General features: G+C 42.3%; 16 protein-coding genes. 12 read left to right on the top strand and 4 right to left on the bottom strand.

Features of this window, described 5'->3' with window-relative positions; genetic code table 11:
* The first annotated feature begins 346 nt into the window (after window positions 1-346).
* Window positions 347-967: a sigma-70 family RNA polymerase sigma factor gene (locus PSU78_RS06270; RefSeq protein WP_300385856.1), complete on the top strand. Its 621-nt coding sequence runs from the start codon at window positions 347-349 to the stop codon at window positions 965-967.
* Entirely contained in the window at window positions 964-1,908 is a 945-nt protein-coding gene (locus tag PSU78_RS06265) for a hypothetical protein (protein WP_300385852.1), read from the top strand. The genes PSU78_RS06270 and PSU78_RS06265 overlap by 4 nt, the downstream gene beginning before the upstream one ends.
* A 76-nt stretch (window positions 1,909-1,984) precedes the next feature.
* On the opposite strand, the gene PSU78_RS06260 is transcribed toward PSU78_RS06265, so the two are convergent.
* Window positions 1,985-2,605, bottom strand: coding sequence for a hypothetical protein (locus PSU78_RS06260; RefSeq protein ID WP_300385849.1), 621 nt, complete (start codon window positions 2,603-2,605; stop codon window positions 1,985-1,987).
* Window positions 2,606-2,613: 8 nt separating this feature from the next.
* Entirely contained in the window at window positions 2,614-5,193 is a 2,580-nt protein-coding gene (locus PSU78_RS06255) for a penicillin-binding protein 1A (protein WP_300385847.1), read from the bottom strand.
* Between the two features lie 221 nt (window positions 5,194-5,414).
* Here PSU78_RS06255 and PSU78_RS06250 point away from each other — a divergent pair, with 221 nt between their 5' ends.
* The 10 genes from PSU78_RS06250 to PSU78_RS06205 all read left to right on the top strand — a co-directional run bounded on the left by PSU78_RS06250 (window position 5,415) and on the right by PSU78_RS06205 (window position 15,582).
* Window positions 5,415-6,488 carry a pilus assembly protein PilM gene (locus tag PSU78_RS06250; protein ID WP_300385844.1) on the top strand — a complete coding sequence of 358 codons (1,074 nt, stop codon included), beginning with the start codon at window positions 5,415-5,417 and terminating at the stop codon, window positions 6,486-6,488.
* Complete coding sequence (locus PSU78_RS06245) at window positions 6,485-7,066, top strand: PilN domain-containing protein (RefSeq protein WP_300385841.1); 582 nt, start codon at window positions 6,485-6,487, stop codon at window positions 7,064-7,066. Before PSU78_RS06250 ends, PSU78_RS06245 begins: the two co-directional genes overlap by 4 nt.
* A 2-nt stretch (window positions 7,067-7,068) precedes the next feature.
* On the top strand, window positions 7,069-7,722 hold the full coding sequence (locus tag PSU78_RS06240; protein WP_300385838.1) for a type 4a pilus biogenesis protein PilO: 654 nt from the start codon (window positions 7,069-7,071) through the stop codon (window positions 7,720-7,722).
* Between the two features lie 44 nt (window positions 7,723-7,766).
* A complete protein-coding gene (locus PSU78_RS06235; protein ID WP_300385835.1) occupies window positions 7,767-8,273 on the top strand; it encodes a pilus assembly protein PilP in 507 nt (168 codons plus the stop codon).
* A gap of 55 nt (window positions 8,274-8,328) precedes the next feature.
* Window positions 8,329-10,497 (top strand): type IV pilus secretin PilQ, encoded by a 2,169-nt coding sequence (pilQ, locus tag PSU78_RS06230; RefSeq protein ID WP_300385832.1) that lies wholly within the window; start codon window positions 8,329-8,331, stop codon window positions 10,495-10,497.
* Window positions 10,498-10,617: 120 nt separating this feature from the next.
* Complete coding sequence (locus PSU78_RS06225) at window positions 10,618-11,160, top strand: shikimate kinase (RefSeq protein WP_300385829.1); 543 nt, start codon at window positions 10,618-10,620, stop codon at window positions 11,158-11,160.
* A 52-nt stretch (window positions 11,161-11,212) separates the two neighbouring features.
* On the top strand, window positions 11,213-12,286 hold the full coding sequence (gene aroB / locus PSU78_RS06220) for a 3-dehydroquinate synthase (protein ID WP_300385826.1): 1,074 nt from the start codon (window positions 11,213-11,215) through the stop codon (window positions 12,284-12,286).
* Window positions 12,287-12,332: 46 nt separating this feature from the next.
* Window positions 12,333-13,457 (top strand): deoxyguanosinetriphosphate triphosphohydrolase, encoded by a 1,125-nt coding sequence (locus tag PSU78_RS06215; RefSeq protein WP_300385823.1) that lies wholly within the window; start codon window positions 12,333-12,335, stop codon window positions 13,455-13,457.
* A 77-nt stretch (window positions 13,458-13,534) separates the two neighbouring features.
* On the top strand, window positions 13,535-14,017 hold the full coding sequence (locus PSU78_RS06210; protein ID WP_300385820.1) for a transposase: 483 nt from the start codon (window positions 13,535-13,537) through the stop codon (window positions 14,015-14,017).
* A gap of 353 nt (window positions 14,018-14,370) precedes the next feature.
* Window positions 14,371-15,582 (top strand): porin, encoded by a 1,212-nt coding sequence (locus PSU78_RS06205; protein ID WP_300385817.1) that lies wholly within the window; start codon window positions 14,371-14,373, stop codon window positions 15,580-15,582.
* Between the two features lie 367 nt (window positions 15,583-15,949).
* Here PSU78_RS06205 and ntrC read toward each other — a convergent pair whose 3' ends face one another.
* Complete coding sequence (gene ntrC, locus PSU78_RS06200; RefSeq protein WP_300385814.1) at window positions 15,950-17,338, bottom strand: nitrogen regulation protein NR(I); 1,389 nt, start codon at window positions 17,336-17,338, stop codon at window positions 15,950-15,952.
* An 83-nt stretch (window positions 17,339-17,421) separates the two neighbouring features.
* Window positions 17,422-18,513 (bottom strand): nitrogen regulation protein NR(II), encoded by a 1,092-nt coding sequence (glnL, locus tag PSU78_RS06195; RefSeq protein ID WP_300385812.1) that lies wholly within the window; start codon window positions 18,511-18,513, stop codon window positions 17,422-17,424.
* Between the last annotated feature and the right edge of the window lie 169 nt (window positions 18,514-18,682).

The raw sequence follows: 18,682 nt of genomic DNA, 5'->3' as shown, positions 1-18,682 counted from the left end.
ATAAAACAATGGGTTAAGAAACATATGGGCTAGTTATCTAGGACAGCCCCTAAAACTATTAGAGTTTTGGGCCACTAATGCTTAAATATTATACAGAGTAAAATTTAAAATGAAAATTTTAGTGCGCTGCAAGTAGAAAAAGTTCCTAATATTTTACCGTTGGGTTTCTTGAAAGTGTAAAACAACTGCTCTGTAAGCCAATATTCATGGGCCTCTCAGGGCATCTAATTTTAGATAAAACACATTTATTGAGTTATCTTGTTTAATCTTTTTTGGTTAATGTAAAGTTGTTTTAACCCCATCCCAACACATTGACCGTTTAACTTCCTAATGACACACTTGTTACATGAGCGATACTTTAGTTTCTGATGATATTTTAATGCGCAAATTTTGCTCAGGTGATGGCAAGGCTTTTCGTACTTTATATACGCGACATGAAAAGCCGCTTTATCGGTATTTGCGTCGCGTGTTGGGTATTGGTCTAGTGGCGCAGGTAGATGAGGTTTTTCAAGATACTTGGATGCGAATGGTGGATGCGCGTGATAGTTGGCAACCACGTGATGGGGTGGCCTTTAAGACTTGGCTTTATACTTTGGCGCACCATCGAGCGGTGGATATTTTGCGTAAAAGCGGGCGTGAGGTTTCTGCGGATGAAAGTTGGTTGGATGAGGATAGTGAAACAGCGTGGCAATTATGGCCAGCATCCAGTGCGGAGCAGCCTGAACAGCAAGCCTTTTGGCGCAAAGCGGGTCAGCAGCTTTTGCATTGTTTAGAGGGTTTGCCTGCGTTGCAGCGCGCCGCATTTTTGTTGCACCATGAGGATGGTTTGAGTTTAGATGAAATAACGCAGGTACTAAACACTGAGTTTGAAACGGTTAAAAGCCGATTACGCTATGCTTTGTACAAACTGCGTTTATGTATGGGCGCACATTTGCAGCCTATTTTGGAAGCGGATACGACTTCATGAGTTTGCAAGATCAGCATTTACAGCAAGCACTTAAGCATGCGCCCGATAGCGAGCTAATGCCAAGTGATGCGACACAAAAAGCAGTGTTGGCTTATGCTGATAGTGCCTTGAAGCAAACCCATGAAACGTGGCTAACACGCCTGTATAACGTTTGGCATGAATGGTTCGGCTCAAGCTGGCATATCACGGGTATTGGAAGCGCGGTGGCTACAGTGTTGGTCGTTGTTGTATTTTGGCACCAGCTGCCTGATGATACGATGCTAAAAGTGGCAACGCCCAGTGAGCCTGCTGAGAGAAGGTCTGTAGATGTCTCTGCTGATTCTGTAGATCAACTTGCTACAACAGAGACTAACACTGAAAAAACCGTACAAAAAAAATTAAATAAAGTCACCGCGCCTCGCAAAGAAAAGTCTTCATTGCCTGCCGCTCAGCAGGCGGTAGCACCATTAGCAAAAGAAGCTCAAATGTCAGCAGTGATAGCTGCACCAGCATCTGCTCCCATCATGCAAGATAACGCTGCAGCACAGACGGCAGTAGCGGGAACGATTAGTCTGCCTGAAGTTGCACAGCCTGCGCCTAAAGTTGAGTTGAACAAGAAAGCGGCTTCTTCGACAAAACTTGATGCAGCGCTATCAAAGTCCATCGCACTACGAGATGAACTCGCTGATTTATTAGCAGAAATCGGCGTAGAGGGTGGCGTTGTAGCGGCAAATAAAGATATTCAGGCGCTAAGGCTGCGACTGCTTGTATTAAATGAGCTACGTGATCAAAGCAAAGGCGCTTGCTCATCGCCAACTTCGCGACCTGCTGTCATAGACACTACAACTGGATATCACATTGAAACAATAAGTCTGTGTAATGTTTCCGCTTCATTGTTAAGTGAGGTGGAGGCTTGCAATCAAACGATGCGGAACTGGCATGCCAAGCATGGCAATAATTAACAAGGCCAAGAATAGTAATGTGGGGTTGGGTTGTTCTCAATCAAAAAGCTTTGGCGAATGAATCGCCGCGCTGAAGTTAAGCTAATAAGGCTTTCACATCTTCGATATTTGCGCGCTCTGCGTTGCTTCCATCAGCGCTACGTTTGGTTGCAACTCTTATTTCATCCACTTCAAACACACTTAATTTAATGACGCCCGTTGACATCTCGAGTGAAAAAACGGGTACTTTTTTACGGTGATCACCTTTTTTGTCGCGTTTCCCATCGTTGAGTACACGGTAAGATTTTTCATTGGTTTCAAACGGAATGTCTTGGTTTAGCAGAAACATTTCTACTTCTTTTAAACTGTCTGCAAACAAATGAATATGTGTTTCTGAGCCCAAGCCAGCCGTGCCATCCAATACTGAACCCGTTAAATAGGGGTTGAATTTTTCTAATAACTTCATGGTAAACAACGCATTTTTACGTAGTTCACGTAGGTTTCCTGGCTGCTCATCACTTAGAAACAATGCATTGTAGAGTTTGAGCTCTTCTTCAATTTCTGCGTTTGAAGGCAGTACATCGTTATCTGAGGTGCCTATTTGTCGCCCTGCTTTTTTCTTTGCATAGGCGTAATCTGAAATGCCGTCTTCCGCCATCATTCTGGCGGCTGATTGAGCAATGAGCTGTCGTAATTGCTGAAGGTTTTCTTTGGCCATGAGGGATTTTAGTGACCACTTAAAAGTCTAGCTGCAGCATTCTGCAAGTCTCTACTTCTTTGCTGGTGCTTAGGTTCAGAAGTAGGTATAGGTTTTACCATGGCTGGATTAGCAGCATTGTTAGGACTTTGTGATAAACCCTGCTTTTGGTCTAGATTGCTAGGTATTGGTGCTGAAGGTTTAGAAATTGCAGCGGGATTAGTGTTTGGTGCTATTGTGGGTTCAGGTTGCATCATCTGCTGGGCCTGATTTGGATTGGATGATGTTAAGTCATCTGAATTTAGCTCATCACCTAAAAGTGGAGGAAGACTCTCAACTAATGGTGGCGGGTTTTCATGATAAAAGTATTCGGTAATGCCGCTATCATCCCGCGTACCTGTTGTCGGGTCTACATTCATAGCAACCACGCCATCAGGCATACGCATTGCCATTTCAGGCGTGCCTTTTAATGCAGCTGCCATATATTTAATCCATATTGGTAATGCAGCAGCAGCGCCAGTTTCACCTCTACCTAATGGTCTTGGTGAGTCAAACCCTACCCATGCTATAGCCACTTGTTTGGGACTATAACCTGCAAACCAAGCATCTATATGGTCATTGGTTGTTCCCGTTTTACCAGCAATATCACTACGACCTAGTTTTAGTGCTTTGGCGGCAGTACCGTTGCGTATCACGCTTTGCATCATAGAGTTCATGATGAAGGCATTTCGGCTATCAATCACACGCGGTGCGCCATTGCTGGCATGGTCAAAAACCGTTCTGGAAATCACTTTGCCATGTTGATCTACAATTTTAGAAATCAAATTTGGTTTAACGCGGTAACCACCATTGGCAAATACTGCGTAAGCACTCGCCATTTGCCATGGTGTTGCTGAACCAGCGCCTAGCGCCATAGTGAGGTAGGCTGGGTGTTTTTTAGCTTCAAAACCAAAACGGGTAATATAGCTTTGCGCATACTCCGGGCCAATATTTTGTAGTACGCGAATTGCAACCGTGTTGACCGAATGTGCTAATGCTTTTCTTAAGCTGATTGGCCCCTCAAATGAATTCTCATAGTTCTGTGGTGACCATTCTTTATCGCCTGTTTGAGCCGCTGAAAAATTTAACGGGGCATCTTCTACAATCGTTGCTGGCGTGTAACCTTTTTCTAAAGCAGCAGAGTAAATAAACGGCTTGAAGCTTGAACCTGGCTGACGCCATGCTTGAGTGACGTGATTAAACTTACTCTGATTGAAATCAAAGCCGCCAACAAGTGCGCGTATTGCACCATTTTCTGGATCAAGCGCTATTAATGCAGATTCAACCTGTGGAAGCTGCACGATGCGCCATGTGTCATCATTTTTGATCACACGGATGACCGCACCTTCTTTCAATAAGCGCTTAGTTGGATCTTTGTCATGCAGCATTTTATCGACAAAGGCTAAGCCCTTGTCTGTAATCACAATATCTTCGCCACTTTTGGTATGCGCTTCAACAGACTTGGGTGATACGCTAGTGATGATTGCAGGGATAAAGCCGTTAAATACTTCAAAGTCATCAAGCGCTATATCAAGCGCACTCTTTTTATTTTTAGCTGAGTACTCCGGTATTGGCAATGATGCAATATCGAATACTTTTTCTGGACCACGATAACCGTGGCGAAGGTCGTAATCTAAAACACCTTCTCGCACTGCAGCATTCGCAGCCTCTTGGTTTGCTTTAAGGATGGTGGTGTAAACATTCAGGCCGCTACTGTAAATTTCATCTTGATATTGTGTATATAACGTGTCTCTAACGCTTTCGGCCACATAATCAGCAGACAAGTCACGAGATTGCTTTGTTACTTTAAAACGCAAAGGCTGCTTAAGCGCAGCTTGATAATCGCTCTCCTTTAAAAACCCAAAGCGAAACATGTCGTGCAAAACTTCTTGCTGGCGCCCCATTGAGCGTTTTGGATTGGTAAACGGATTGTAGTTGGATGGCGCTTTAGGCAGACCAGCCAGCAGAGCCGTTTCTGCAAGATTTAGTTTATCAAGCGTTTTTCCATAATAGACTTGTGAGGCGGCCGCAAAGCCATAAGCACGCTGACCTAAATAAATCTGGTTGATATAAAGCTCGAGTATCTTATCTTTGCTTAAGCTATGTTCAATTTTAATCGCCAGTAGCGCTTCATTGATCTTGGTAATCAGCGTACGTTTGCCATTGGGAACCGTGAAAAAGTTTTTGGCTACTTGCATCGTGATGGTGCTTGCACCTTCGTGTGATCTGCCAGAAACATTATTCTTAATCGCTCTTAGAATCCCCGTAGTATCAATACCGTTGTGCTGATAAAAACGACGATCCTCAATGGCTAACACTGCATCTTTAAGGTTTTGTGGAACTTGGTCGATATTAATAAATGCGCGGCGCTCTTCACCAAACTCACCAATTAAATAGCCATCTTCAGAGTAAACGCGTAAAGGAAGTTTGGGTTGGTAATTAGTGAGCGCATCAAGCGAAGGGAGTGACGGGTAAATAATAGCAGCAGCAATAGCAACCAGTGCTACAACAGATAAGCCGCCAACGAATATAGCTAGTAAAACGTAGTGCCACCATTTTGTAGGAGTCATGAAGTTTACAATTTCAATGGTTAGAATCGACACTATTATAAATTGCTATGCCGCACCTTGCTAATAAACAATAAAATAAAGCGTTAAAAAGTGTTAATTAAATCCACAATAAATTTGACCAATAAAATAAATTGCTTTACAGGGCTTAAAGTTGTTGATAGGATTTAATGTAAATTATTAGAAATGAACGTAACTAACGAACCCAGAAAGGGAATTTCAGTTTGAAATTCAACTTTTTTAAAGAAAAGACCCCGCCACTGATTGGAATCGACATCAGTTCTACTTCTATTAAGATGGTGGAATTATCAGATGATGGTCGCGGCGGCTATAAGCTTGAGGGATACTCTACTGCACCCTTAGCCAAAGAAGCTATGGTTGATGGGAATGTGGGTGACCTTGAAAAGGTAGCGGATGCTATCAAGCAGGCATGGAAACTTTTGGGATCTCGTGAGAAACGAGTAGCGCTCGCCTTGCCCGCTTCTGCGGTGATTAGCAAAAAAGTATTAATGGCTGCCGACCTTCGTGAGGAGGACATGGAGGCGCAAGTGGAAGCGGAAGCTAATCAATACATTCCATTCTCTTTAGACGAAGTGAATATTGACTTTCAGGTGCTTGGTGCTGCACCAAATAATCCAGATGAAGTAGAAGTTTTGATTGCTGCGTCTCGTAAGGAGAAAATTGAAGATCGTGTTGCCGCTGCCGAAGGCGCTGGGCTTAAAGTCACGGTCATGGATGTTGAAAACTATGCTACAGAAGCTGCTTACTCTATAGTATCAAGTCAGCTTCCTAACGCGGGTCGTGAACAAACCGTGATTATCATCGACATAGGCGCATCAATGATGCATATTAATGTGTTGCACGATAATAAGTCTGTTTACACCAGAGAGCAAAGTTTTGGTGGTGGTCAGCTCACTCAAGAAATTCAACGACGTTTTGGCTTGTCATTAGAAGAAGCGGAAATTGCTAAGCGCAAAGGCGGCTTGCCTGAAAGTTATGATAGTGAAGTATTGCAACCTTTTATGCAGACGCTTGCCATGGAAGTCGCAAGGGCATTACAGTTTTTCACTAGCTCAACACAATACAATCGTATCGACCATATTGTGTTGGCAGGTGGTTGCGCAGCGATTCCAGCGATTGATGTAGTTGTGCAAGATCGAACGCAAGTTAATACGATTGTCGCCAACCCATTCCAGAGTATGACAATTAATACTAGACTTAAGCAGCAGCAGGCAGCTACTGATGCACCCGCCCTGCTAATTGCCTGCGGTCTTGCGATGAGGGGGGTAACGGTATGATACGCGTCAACCTGCTACCGCATCGCCAAATTAGACGTGAAGCACGTCAGCGTGAGTTCGGTTTAATGGCATTGTTCTCAGCAATTGCTGCCTCAGTGATTATCTTTTTGGGCTACACATACATCAATGCAAAAATAGATGCGCAGGCAGAGCGTAATGCGCGCTTAGATACAGCGATTGTGAAGCTGGATAAAGAAATTGCTGATATTAAAGATCTGAAAGATCAAATCAGTACTATGCTAGAGCGCAAGCAAGTGGTTGAGAATTTGCAAACCAACCGAAGTCAAGCGGTGGTTGTGCTAGATGAACTGAGTAGGCAGTTGCCAGAGGGTATGTATCTTAAAAGCATTAAGCAGCAAGGTAATGTGATTTCAATAGAAGGCGTAGCTGATACCAATGCGCGTGTTGCTACTTTGGTGAGAAATCTATCCACCTCAAATTGGATGGAGTCACCTAGTCTAGTTGAAATTAAATCTGTGATTGTTAATACGTTGAAACAAAACGCATTTGCATTGAATGTGAATATTAAAGTTCCTAAAGTCGAGACTGATGAAAAACCAGCTAAAGGTGGAAATTAATCATGAAGTTAGATGATTTTAATAATATAGATTTCAATAATGCAGGTAGCTTGCCAGCCGCAGTTAAAGCTGTATTGCTTGGGTTCATATTTGTAGTTATTTTGGCTTTGGGCTACTATTTTTTATGGACTGATGCTTTTACTTCGCTTGATACAGCAAAGGCAAAAGAGGAAGAGTTGCGAAAAGTTTTTCTTGATAAGCAAGCACAAGCAGTCAATTTGGCAGGCTACAAACAGCAAATGGTGGAGATTGAAAAAACCTTTGGCGCATTATTAAAGCAGTTGCCTGACAAGTCTCAAATGGATGGATTGCTAACAGATATTAATCAGGCTGGTTTAGGGCGCGGTTTAGAATTTGAACTCTTTAAACCTGGTCAAGAAACACAAGCAGAGTTTTATGCGGAAATGCCAATCTCTATTAAAGTACTTGGTACTTATCATGATTTAGGTGCATTTGCCACCGATATCTCTAAATTATCACGCATCGTGACATTGAACGACATTTCGGTTAACGCTGGTAAAGATGTTAAATCAAGTAATGCAGATGCAATATTGGTTATGGAAGCTACTGCCAGAACTTACAGATATTTGGATGCAGATGAGCTTGCAACTAAAAAACAAAATGAGGCGAAAATAAAAGCAGTTGGGAAAATTTGATGAATCATGCGAATCTGCGATTAAAGCGAAAACCAACACATAGTATGTGGTTAAAAATTTCATTAGCTTGTCTGTTATGCCTTAGCTTAGCTGCATGTAGTGGTGGTGATGGCGATGATTTGGATAGCTTTATTAAAAACGCCGCTAAAGACATGCGGCCAAAAATCAAACCACTTCCAGAGGTAAAGCCGTATCTTGCTCTGCAATATAATGCAGATGGCAAGTTAAGCGATCCGTTTCGTGCACGCAAGGCATCGAATGCAAATAGTGTTTTACAACCCAATATGAATCGGCCTAAAGAGCCTATGGAAGCGTATCCGCTTGAGAGTATTAAATACGTTGGTCAGTTGTCAAAAGTTAAACTTACTTATGCTTTGTTGTTAACGCCAGATAATGGTGTGCAACAAGTTAAAATAGGTAATTACGTAGGTCAAAATTTTGGCATGGTGACAAAAATTACTGATAGTGAAGTTGAATTAAAAGAGATTGTGCAAGATGATCTTTCAGGGGATTGGATAGAGCGAGTTTCTAATTTGCCATTGCAAGAGTAGTTAGCGATTTAATAGAAACCCCTATTTAAAGTAATTGGAAATTTAAGGTGAGACAATGAAAAACAACACATGGGTAAGCAAATTTTCACAGGTTTTTTTACTGTTGGGGCTAGTAATAATTTCAGGCGTATCGTTAGCTGAAGAGCAATCCAACCTTAAAAATAAAATAGAAAGTGTGGATTTTTCATCTTTGCCTGGTGGCCGGGTAGCTATTCATATCAAAACCACAATACCGCTTACAAATGCACCTGCAGGGTTTACATTGAATAGTCCAGCACGTATTGCCTTAGACTTCCCTGGTGTAGCGAACGGCACTGCTAAAACTAATATTCAAGCTGATCAAGGTTCACTTAAAAGTATTATGCTTGCACAGGCTAAAGAACGCACTCGCATGGTGTTAAATCTATCTAAAAATGTAGGTTACAACACCACCATGAATGGTAACGATGTAACAATAGTGCTGCAAGCTAACGAAGCGAGTGCAAATGCTGGTGTAGAAACAAAATTTTCTGAGCCAACACTAGGCCAACAACAGTTTGCAATTAACAATGTGGATTTTGCCAGGGGTAAAAATGGTGAAGGTCGCATTATTGTAGACTTATCATCTGCTTCAGCTGGCATTAATATTAAGCAGAAAGGTAAAACAATCGTTGTCGATTTTCTGAATACGGATGTTCCAGCCAACCTGCAACGTAGATTAAATGTGACCAACTTTAATACACCAGTCATTTATGTTGACACAATGAAACACGGTAAGAATGGGCAAATGGTAATTGAACCCAAAGGTAATTGGGAGCAATCAGCTTATCAGGCAGATAAAAAATTCATTATCGACGTACGCCAAGTTGTTGAAGACCCAAACAAGCTTGTACGTGGAGCTAAACCTGGCTATGCAGGTGAGAAGCTCTCATTGAACTTCCAAAATATAGAAGTCCGTTCAGTATTGCAAGTAATCGCTGATTTTACAGGCTTGAATATTATTACAAGCGATACTGTCACGGGTAACTTAACTTTACGTTTAAAAGATGTTCCATGGGATCAAGCACTAGACATTATTACTCAAAGTAAAGGTCTATCGATGCGCAAAACAGGCAATGTTATTTTAGTAGCGCCTGCTGAAGAGGTTGCAGCAAAGGAAAAGCAGAAACTTGAAGCTAGCCAGCAAATCGATGATTTGGAGCCAGTTCGTACTGAGGTGTTTACTTTAAAATATATGAAGGCTGAGTCATTAAAAGAAATATTAAGTGATCCAAAGCAGAAAATTTTATCTAAACGGGGGAGTGCTGTACTAGATCCACGTACAAATACTGTTTTTGTACAAGACACATCTAAATATCTTGAACAGGTACAAGCAATTATTAGTAAGGTTGATATTGCTGTTAAGCAGGTAATGATTGAGTCTAGATTGGTAATCGCTGATGATAAATATAGCAAGGCTTTGGGAGCTAGGCTTGGTGTTACACAATCAGGAAAGACTGGTAGTACAGCAAGTACGATAAGTGGTTCTTTAGGTAATAGACCGACGACTGTTACCACCACGAATGGAGTTACAACGATAACGCAGGGAACGCATAATGGCTCAATTCAGACAAACTCAACGGGGGGCTCTGTATTGACCAGCTCAGATGGTCAGCCAGATCTCATGTCAAACTTAGCCGTTGCAAATGCAACAGGATCGTTAGCCTATAGTATATATAGTTCTGCTGCTGGTTTACTACTCAATATGGAGTTGACCGCTATGGAGTCAGATGGGCGAGGAAAAATTGTATCAAGCCCCCGAGTAACTACAGCAAACCAACATAAGGCTAAAATTGCCGCAGGTACTGAGATTCCATATCTCGAAGCGAGCAGCAGTGGTGCTGCAACAGTGTCATTTAAATCTGCAGTATTGAGTCTGGAAGTAACCCCACAAATTACGCCGGATGATAAAATTATTATGGAGCTCGATGTTAAGAAAGATCGAGTAGGTCAGGTATTTAGTGGGGTGCCATCAATTGAAACGCAAAACATTAATACTCAGGTGCTTGTCGGCAACGGTGAAACGGCAGTGCTCGGTGGTATATTCGAACAAACTGTTCGTAATGATGTAGAGAAAGTCCCGTTCTTTGGAGACTTGCCTGTTTTGGGTAATTTGTTCAAAAAGAGAACTAGTCAGAATGACAAGCAAGAGTTGCTTATATTCATTACACCAAGAATTATGGACGAAAGCTTGAGCTTGCAGTAATTGGAGGTTTTGAATTCTGCGGTTAAATAAATTAACCTTAATCTGACAGATTACTTAGTTTGCCTTAAAATGCCCATCATACTTGTGATGGGCATTTTTTATGCATGATGGGTGGCGGTGATGAATAGTAAGTCTAGCAATATATATTTTATAGGTCTGATGGGTGCAGGTAAAACCACAATCGGTCGATTAATCGCTAAGCAATTGGGTATGGTGTTTTATGATTCTGATCATGAAATAGAACGCAAAACCGGCGTTAAAATCCCTCTTATATTTGAATTAGAGGGTGTGGACGGATTCCGCAAACGTGAGACAACTGCAATTGAAGAGCTATGCCAGCTCGAAAATATAGTGATGGCTACTGGCGGAGGCGCGGTCTTACTGCCTGAAAATCGTGAGTTACTGAAAAATAATGGTAAGGTTGTTTATTTACGAGCAAGTGTGCATGACTTGTGGCTTAGAACACGCAATGATAAATCCCGCCCATTACTTCAAGGTGGCAATATTAAGCAGAAACTAGAGCAGTTATATATCGATCGCGACCCAATATACTCTGCATTAGCAGATTATATCGTTGATACTGGCGCTCAGTCTGCCAATGAAATTACTAATTATATTGAGCATTTGATTAAAGAAACTAGTCATAAAGAACCCATAAAGTAGACACTTAAAAGCTAACAATCAATTCACATTTACATAAATATCAGAAATAAAAATGCAAACACTTAAAGTAGAGCTAGCTAATAGAAGTTATCCAATACACATCGGGCGCAATCTGCTTGCAGATGCAACCTTAATACTGCCTCACCTCAAGCGTAAACATGTGGCTATTGTGACTAATACAACCGTTGCTCCATTGTATTTGGAGCAATTAAGCAACACTCTGCAAGATGCGGGCGTCACTGTCATCACAATTGTATTACACGACGGCGAAGTCTATAAAAATTCGGAAACGCTCAATGTCATTTATGATGCCTTACTAAAAAATCGCTGTGAACGAAGCACCACATTAATTGCGCTTGGTGGTGGGGTGATTGGCGATTTAACGGGCTATGCTGCTGCTACCTATCTGCGCGGCGTACCATTTATTCAGGTTCCTACTACATTGCTATCCCAAGTAGATTCATCTGTTGGAGGAAAAACTGGCATTAATCACCCGCTTGGTAAAAATATGATTGGTGCCTTTTATCAGCCGCAGTTGGTTTTGGCGGATATTGATACGCTACAAACACTACCTCCAAGAGAATTTTCGGCAGGAGTTGCTGAGGTTATTAAGTATGGATTAATTCGTGATGCTGATTTCTTTGATTGGCTAGAAATTAATATGAGCAGTTTGATGCAATTGGATGAGCAAGCGCTCAGCTATGCCATTTATCGTTCATGCCAAAATAAAGCAGATGTTGTTGCCAAAGACGAGCATGAACAAGGTGAGCGCGCCTTGCTAAATTTAGGTCATACTTTCGGGCATGCCATTGAAAATGCAATGGGATATGGTGTGTGGCTGCATGGTGAGGGCGTTGCAGCAGGCACTGTAATGGCAGCAGACTTGTCCAAACGCATGGGCTGGTTAAGTGAGCTTGAAGTGGCAAGAATTAAAAATAGTTTTGAATCCGCAAACTTACCAATAGTACCGCCAAGCTTAGGTGTGGGAAAGTATCTAGATTTAATGGCATTAGATAAAAAAGTAGAAAATGGCAAAATTAGGTTGATATTGCAGCAAGGCATTGGTAAGTCAATTATCACTAGTGACTATGATGCGGAAAAGCTAAAAGAGACGTTGGCGATATAAAGTATTAGAGAAAATTAATGTCAAAAAATGGAAAATATTAATCCTAATGAATAACCTTGCGCCTTATGCTGCAAATCCCGAAGAAACAATAGGGCGTCATTTTGACGAACCAGCCTCAGAAACGCGTAACGCCTTTCAGCGTGACCGTGATCGCATCATTCATTCCACAGCCTTTCGTCGGCTAGAATACAAAACGCAAGTTTTTGTGAATCATGAAGGCGATTTATTCCGTACAAGATTAACGCATAGTCTGGAAGTTGCGCAAATGGCGCGTGGCATTGCCCGTACGCTTAATCTGCATGAAGACTTAACAGAAGCAATCGCATTGGCGCATGATTTAGGTCATACGCCATTTGGCCACGCAGGACAGGATGCACTAAATGCATGCATGCGTGACTTCGGCGGCTTTGAACACAATTTACAATCATTAAGAGTGGTTGAAAAGCTAGAACAGCGTTACGCGGAGTTCGACGGTCTAAATCTTACGTTTGAAGTGCGAGAAGGCATCCTCAAACATTGCTCAATCAAAAATGCAAAGTTATTGGGCGATGTAGGTCAGCGATTTTTAGATAAAACCAGCCCAAGCTTAGAAGCGCAACTCACTAACTTTGCAGATGAAATTGCCTATAACAATCATGACATTGACGATGGGCTGCGCTCAGGCTTAATTACCGTAGATCAACTTGCAAAAGTTGAATTGTTTGCCAATAACTTAGCAATAGTCAAAGCTAAATACCCAAAGTTAGAGCAAAAACGACTCATACACGAAACAGTACGCCGCATGATTAATACCTTGGTGGTTGATTTATGCACGCATAGCGCTGAAAATATCGCGCAATCACAAGCTAAAAGTATCAGTGATATACGTCAGCTGCCACAGTTAATTGGCTTCAGCAGCCAAGTTGCAGAGCAAAATCAAAAGCTCAAACAATTTTTACGCAAAAACTTATATCACCACTACAAGGTAAACCGCATGAGCGCAAAAGCTGCACGCATTGTGCGTGAGCTTTTTGAAGCTTTTTTTGAAAATACTGGGCTACTACCCAATGAATTTCAACTATCAGCGGAAACAGACAAAGCCCGTGCCGTAGCAGACTACATTGCAGGAATGACAGATCGCTTTGCAATTAGAGAGCATCGTAAATTATTTACGGTAGAAGAGTATTTGTAGGAGCGACGCCCTCGTCGCGAAACACGTGTTTATGAGAAATATCGCGACGAGGGCGTCGCTCCTACAATGTATAGGGCATGAATAACAAAATGAACAATAATGCTGCACAAACAGCACTTGGCAGCACCCCACACCAAAAAGATCTACGCAGGGGGCGAGTATCGCAATCCAATCAAATTTATCACATAACAACCGCAACGCTTAATAGAACGCCTATTTTCAAAGTTTTTCAACATGCGAGAGATTTAACGATGCAAATTAAAGCTTCGGACGATATGGGATACACAAATACCTTGGCTTTTGTCATCATGCCGGACCATATACATTGGTTGTTTCAATTAAATCAAATCAAAAGTCTATCAAAAACAGTGCAAAGTCTAAAGTCACTCAGTTCACGAGCGATTGGCCAATCTATTTGGCAAGCTGGATATTACGATCATGCAACACGCAAAGAAGAAGATATTCAAACAATAGCAAGGTATATCATTGCAAATCCAGTAAGAGCAGGTTTGGTGAAACGCGTTGGCGATTACCCACATTGGGATGCAATATGGCTTTAACCGTAGGAGCGACGCCCTCGTCGCGAAAAACCTATGAATCAATGCGATGCGGCATTTATTGGAAATTATCCGCGTCCTTCAATAACATAATCGGCACGAGGATGTGCCTCCTACGACCCAAAATGTTGCAGATTTACAACAAATGTAAACAAATGTGACAAAAACACCAATAATTAGTTGTTTAGCCTAAATGCTTTAGGCATACTCTCATTCACCTTCTTAATGACGATTTTAAACATAGTCCCATTGAGAGAGTTTGCAAACTCTCTTGCTATTATCTTAAGTCAGTTATGATTTGGTAATAGCGAGGTTATTTAGTAATAAAAATAGCATTACATAATTAGGAGATTCATATGAATAACACAATTAAATTAGCAGTTGCTTCAGCTCTATTAGCTGCAGCTTCAAGCGCAAACGCTGGCATCATGATTCCAGCTGGCGATTGGACTTTAGATATCGGTGGTGTTGTAAACATGTACTACACATCAACTCGTCACACAGGCGATAATGGTTCAGCATTAACTGGTGGTGCAAACAACAACGGCGCTAAAACAAAATCAAATATCACTACTGGTTTATTACCTAACTACCTAACAGTTTCTGGTAAAACACGCCAAAACGATTTAGATGTTGGTTTCACAATCAGCATGCAGCCAGGTGCTGCTACAACTTCATCATTATCAGGTGGTGGTGGTAACGAAAATCGTCAACAATTCTTGACATTCGGTGATGCTTCATGGGGTTCTATCAAATTAGGTAAAGATCTAGGCATTTTCGCTTCAGATGCTATCTTGAATGATATGACATTGTTAGGCGTTGGTTCAGGTGCTGGTACATTAAACGGTACAACTACATTAGGCCGTATTGGTACAGGCTATATCTATGCTGATTGGAAAAACCAAGCTGCATACACATCACCAAACTGGAATGGCTTCAGCTTCACAGCTGGTGTAACTCAAGGTTGGAATGCTAATGGTACAGGTAGCAACTATGCATCTAACGGTGCTTCTACTGAAGCAGGTGGCGCTTCACCAGCATTTGAAGGTAAAGCTTCATATGCTTGGGCTGGCGACTTCGCTGGTAAAGTTTGGGTTTCTGGTATTACACAAAAACTTAAAACAGCTACACAAAGTGCACGTGGCGAAGCAGTTGATATCGGCGCTACAGTAAATGTTGCTGGATTTGGTTTGACTGGTTACTACTTCACTGGTTCTGGTATCGGTAATCAATACCAATTCTCAAGCGGTTTAGATTCATTGTTCAATGAGCGTGATTCTGATGGTGGCTATGTTCAAGCTACTTACACGATTCCAAATGTAGGCACTAAATTGGGCGTTAGCTGGGGTGTTTCAAACATTGATACAACAGGTCTAGGTGGCGATGTAAACCAAGGTAATGCTTCAAACGAAATGTGGACAATTGGTGCATATCATCCTTTAACAAAACACTTAAACTTAGTAGCTGAATACTCAGATGCTAAAGATGAAGTGGATGCTAAAGGTACTGGTTTAGCAACAACAAGCAAAGCAAAAACTGTTTCTTTAGGCGCAATCTTATTCTTCTAGGATAAGGCAGGGTTAACCCTGTTGTAGTTTAAAGTTATAAATAAAAACGGCATCTTCGGATGCCGTTTTTTTGCTTTGTTTTTGTAGGAGCGGCTTGTAGCTGCGAAGCGCAGTACAAAAATCTACCGTTTCTTTCGGGGCTGCAAGCCCCTCCTACAATTATTTCTCTATACCTAATAATTGCTCTTCAATTCCCAACTCTTGAATCTTACGTGTAAGTGTCATCTGTAGGAGCGACGTCCTCGTCGCGAAAAACAATGTAGCATAATAGGCCACCGTCGCTATTCGGCACGAGGGCGTTCGCGTGTGAATAATGTGCTTCAGCACATATATTCCACGGAGACAACCTTTACGGTTGCCTCCTACATTATTCTTCAATTCCTAATTCTTGAATCTTACGTGTAAGCGTATTGCGTCCCATGCCTAATTGGTTGGCTGCTTCTATGCGTCTACCATGGGTATGCTCTAGCGCTTTAATGATTAATATTTTTTCAAATATATTGGTGCGAGTTTCTAGTATGTTTTGCTCATCCCTAGTCAGCGCATCCATTACTTCTGCGGCTAGTGCATCTTGCCATGAAAGTGCTGCGTTTGATTTGCTGCTGTCTTCTTTAAGTTCTGGTGGTAGGTCTGCAATATCAATATTTTGACCTGGTGCCATGACAGTCAGCCAATGGCATACGTTTTCTAGTTGGCGCACATTGCCGCTCCAGTTGACTGCGCTTAGATATTTAAGTGCTGCCGCTGAAGGTTGTTTTGTCTCTACACCAAGCTCAGTGGCGCTGTGTTGTAAGAAATGCTTTATCAATAAAGGTATATCTTCTCTACGCTCGCGTAGTGCAGGTAATCTTAAGCGAATGACATTTAAGCGGTGAAACAAATCTTCACGGAATAAGCCGTTCTTAACACGTTCTTCTAAGTCTTGATGGGTTGCGGCGATAATGCGTACATTCACTTTAATGGGTTGATGCCCGCCAACGCGGTAGAACTGCCCATCACTCAATACACGTAAAAGTCGTGTTTGTAGGTCTGGCGGCATGTCGCCAATTTCATCTAAAAACAGTGTGCCAGTATCGGCTTGTTCGAATCTGCCGCGTCTCGCCGCTTGTGCGCCTGTAAACGCGCCACGCTCGTGACCAAATAGTTCAGACTCAAGCAAATCTTTTGGAATAGCTGCAGTGTTAATGGCAATAAATGGCTTTTCCCCTCTTGGGCTATGGCGATGCAAAGCCCGCGCTACAAGCTCTTTACCGCTACCAGATTCACCATTGATTAACACTGTTGCATGCGACCTACTTAATCGGCCTATGGCCCTAAAAACCTCTTGCATGGCAGGTGCTTGGCCAATAATCTCAGGAGTAGCTTCAATGGCAGTGCTCTCGGGTGCTTGCCTTGTACTTTCGTCTACCGCACGCTTAATGACATCAATCGCCTGATCGACGTCAAAAGGCTTGGCTAGGTACTCAAATGCACCCCCTTGAAAGGCGGCTACTGCGCTTTCTAAGTCAGAATAGGCGGTCATAATGATGACTGGAATATCAGGATACTTTTGTTTGATTTCGCTCAGAAAATCCAAGCCAGAACCATTTGGCATGCGTATATCACTGACCACGACTTGTGGTTGTTCTCGCTCTAAGGCATTGAGCGCTTCTGCGACAGAAGAAAAGGTTTTAAATTCTAAATCCGTGCGTGCTAGTGCTTTTTCAAACACCCAGCGTATAGATTTGTCGTCGTCGATGATCCAGATTGGTTTCATTTTATATCCTAGTATTTCGCGGCTACAAGCCGCTCCTACAAACAGGGCAAGTAGGAGCGGCTTGTAGCCGCGAATGTTGTTTATTATTTATTTGCTGCCGGCTTTATTGCCGTAGTTTCAATCGGTAATAGAATCGTAAAGCAGGTATTGCCCGGTACGCTTTCGCATTCAATCATGCCGTGATGTTGGGTGATAAAAGTTTGCGCAAGCGTTAAGCCTAGGCCAGAGCCACCTTCGCTCCCTGACACCAATGGGTAAAAAATACGGTCGCGAATGTCGGCAGGAATACCCGGACCGTTATCGGTGATTTCTAACTTAATCGCGACGCGGTAGCGTTTTCTCGCTAATGTTACTTGGCGTTCTGCACGTGTTCTAAAGGTAATTTGGCTGCCAGAGGTATTGTTAGACTGCATGGCTTGAACAGCATTGCGTGCAATGTTAAGCACCGCCTGAATGAGTTTTTCGCGGTCGCCAATGAGTTCAGGTAGGCTTAAATCATAGTCACGTTTAATCAGCACGGTTTTGGGTGTTTCGGCTAATAACAAACTACGCACACGCTCAAGCACTTCATGAATATTGGTCGGTTGATATTTTGGTGCACGATGCGGTATCAGCAATCTATCCATGAGTGATTGCAGCCGATCAGCCTCTTTAATAATCACTTGCGTATATTCACGTAAGCTTGGCGATGGTAATTCATGTTCTAGCAATTGTGCAGCGCCGCGTAGCCCGCCAAGTGGATTGCGAATTTCATGCGCTAGGTTACGCAATAACTCGGCATTGGCTTGCTGTTGAATCAACATGCGTTCTTCACGCGCGATGCGAAGTTGCGCATCCATTTGCTGAAACTCAAGGATTAAGCATGCCTTAGGTGAATCAATAGGCGTTGCCGTACAAGTGACCGCAAATGAATTATGGCGATTGGTGGTGATGGTAAATTCATGCTCGCGAAATGGGCTTTGTTGCTGAATGGCATTTTTAATAGCGGACATTAAAATTTCGCAATCAGGGAACACATCGCTAATCAGCATGCCAGTCACGTGCGTTGCACTAAAGGCAAATATGATTTCTGCACCAGGGTTGATATACACCACGCGACGACTTTCGTCTAACAATATGATGGCGGTTGCTAGATGCTCTAAGCCAGAAAAATGATAGGGTGTTGGTTGAACCATTAAGTTTAAGCCATTAAAATTTGAGTCATAGTTATATTGAATTTAGTGTTTATCTAAACGACTTTTCAATGATGATACTATGACTAAGCAAAAGATAGACCAACTTTGTAGGGTGGTCACTCTTTAATTTTAATGGCTAATAACTGATGCTAAAAAAGCTGGGCTTTGA

This window comes from Methylotenera sp., assembly GCF_029945705.1.
GTDB lineage: Bacteria > Pseudomonadota > Gammaproteobacteria > Burkholderiales > Methylophilaceae > Methylotenera.
This window is presented reverse-complemented; position numbering and strand designations above follow the sequence as displayed.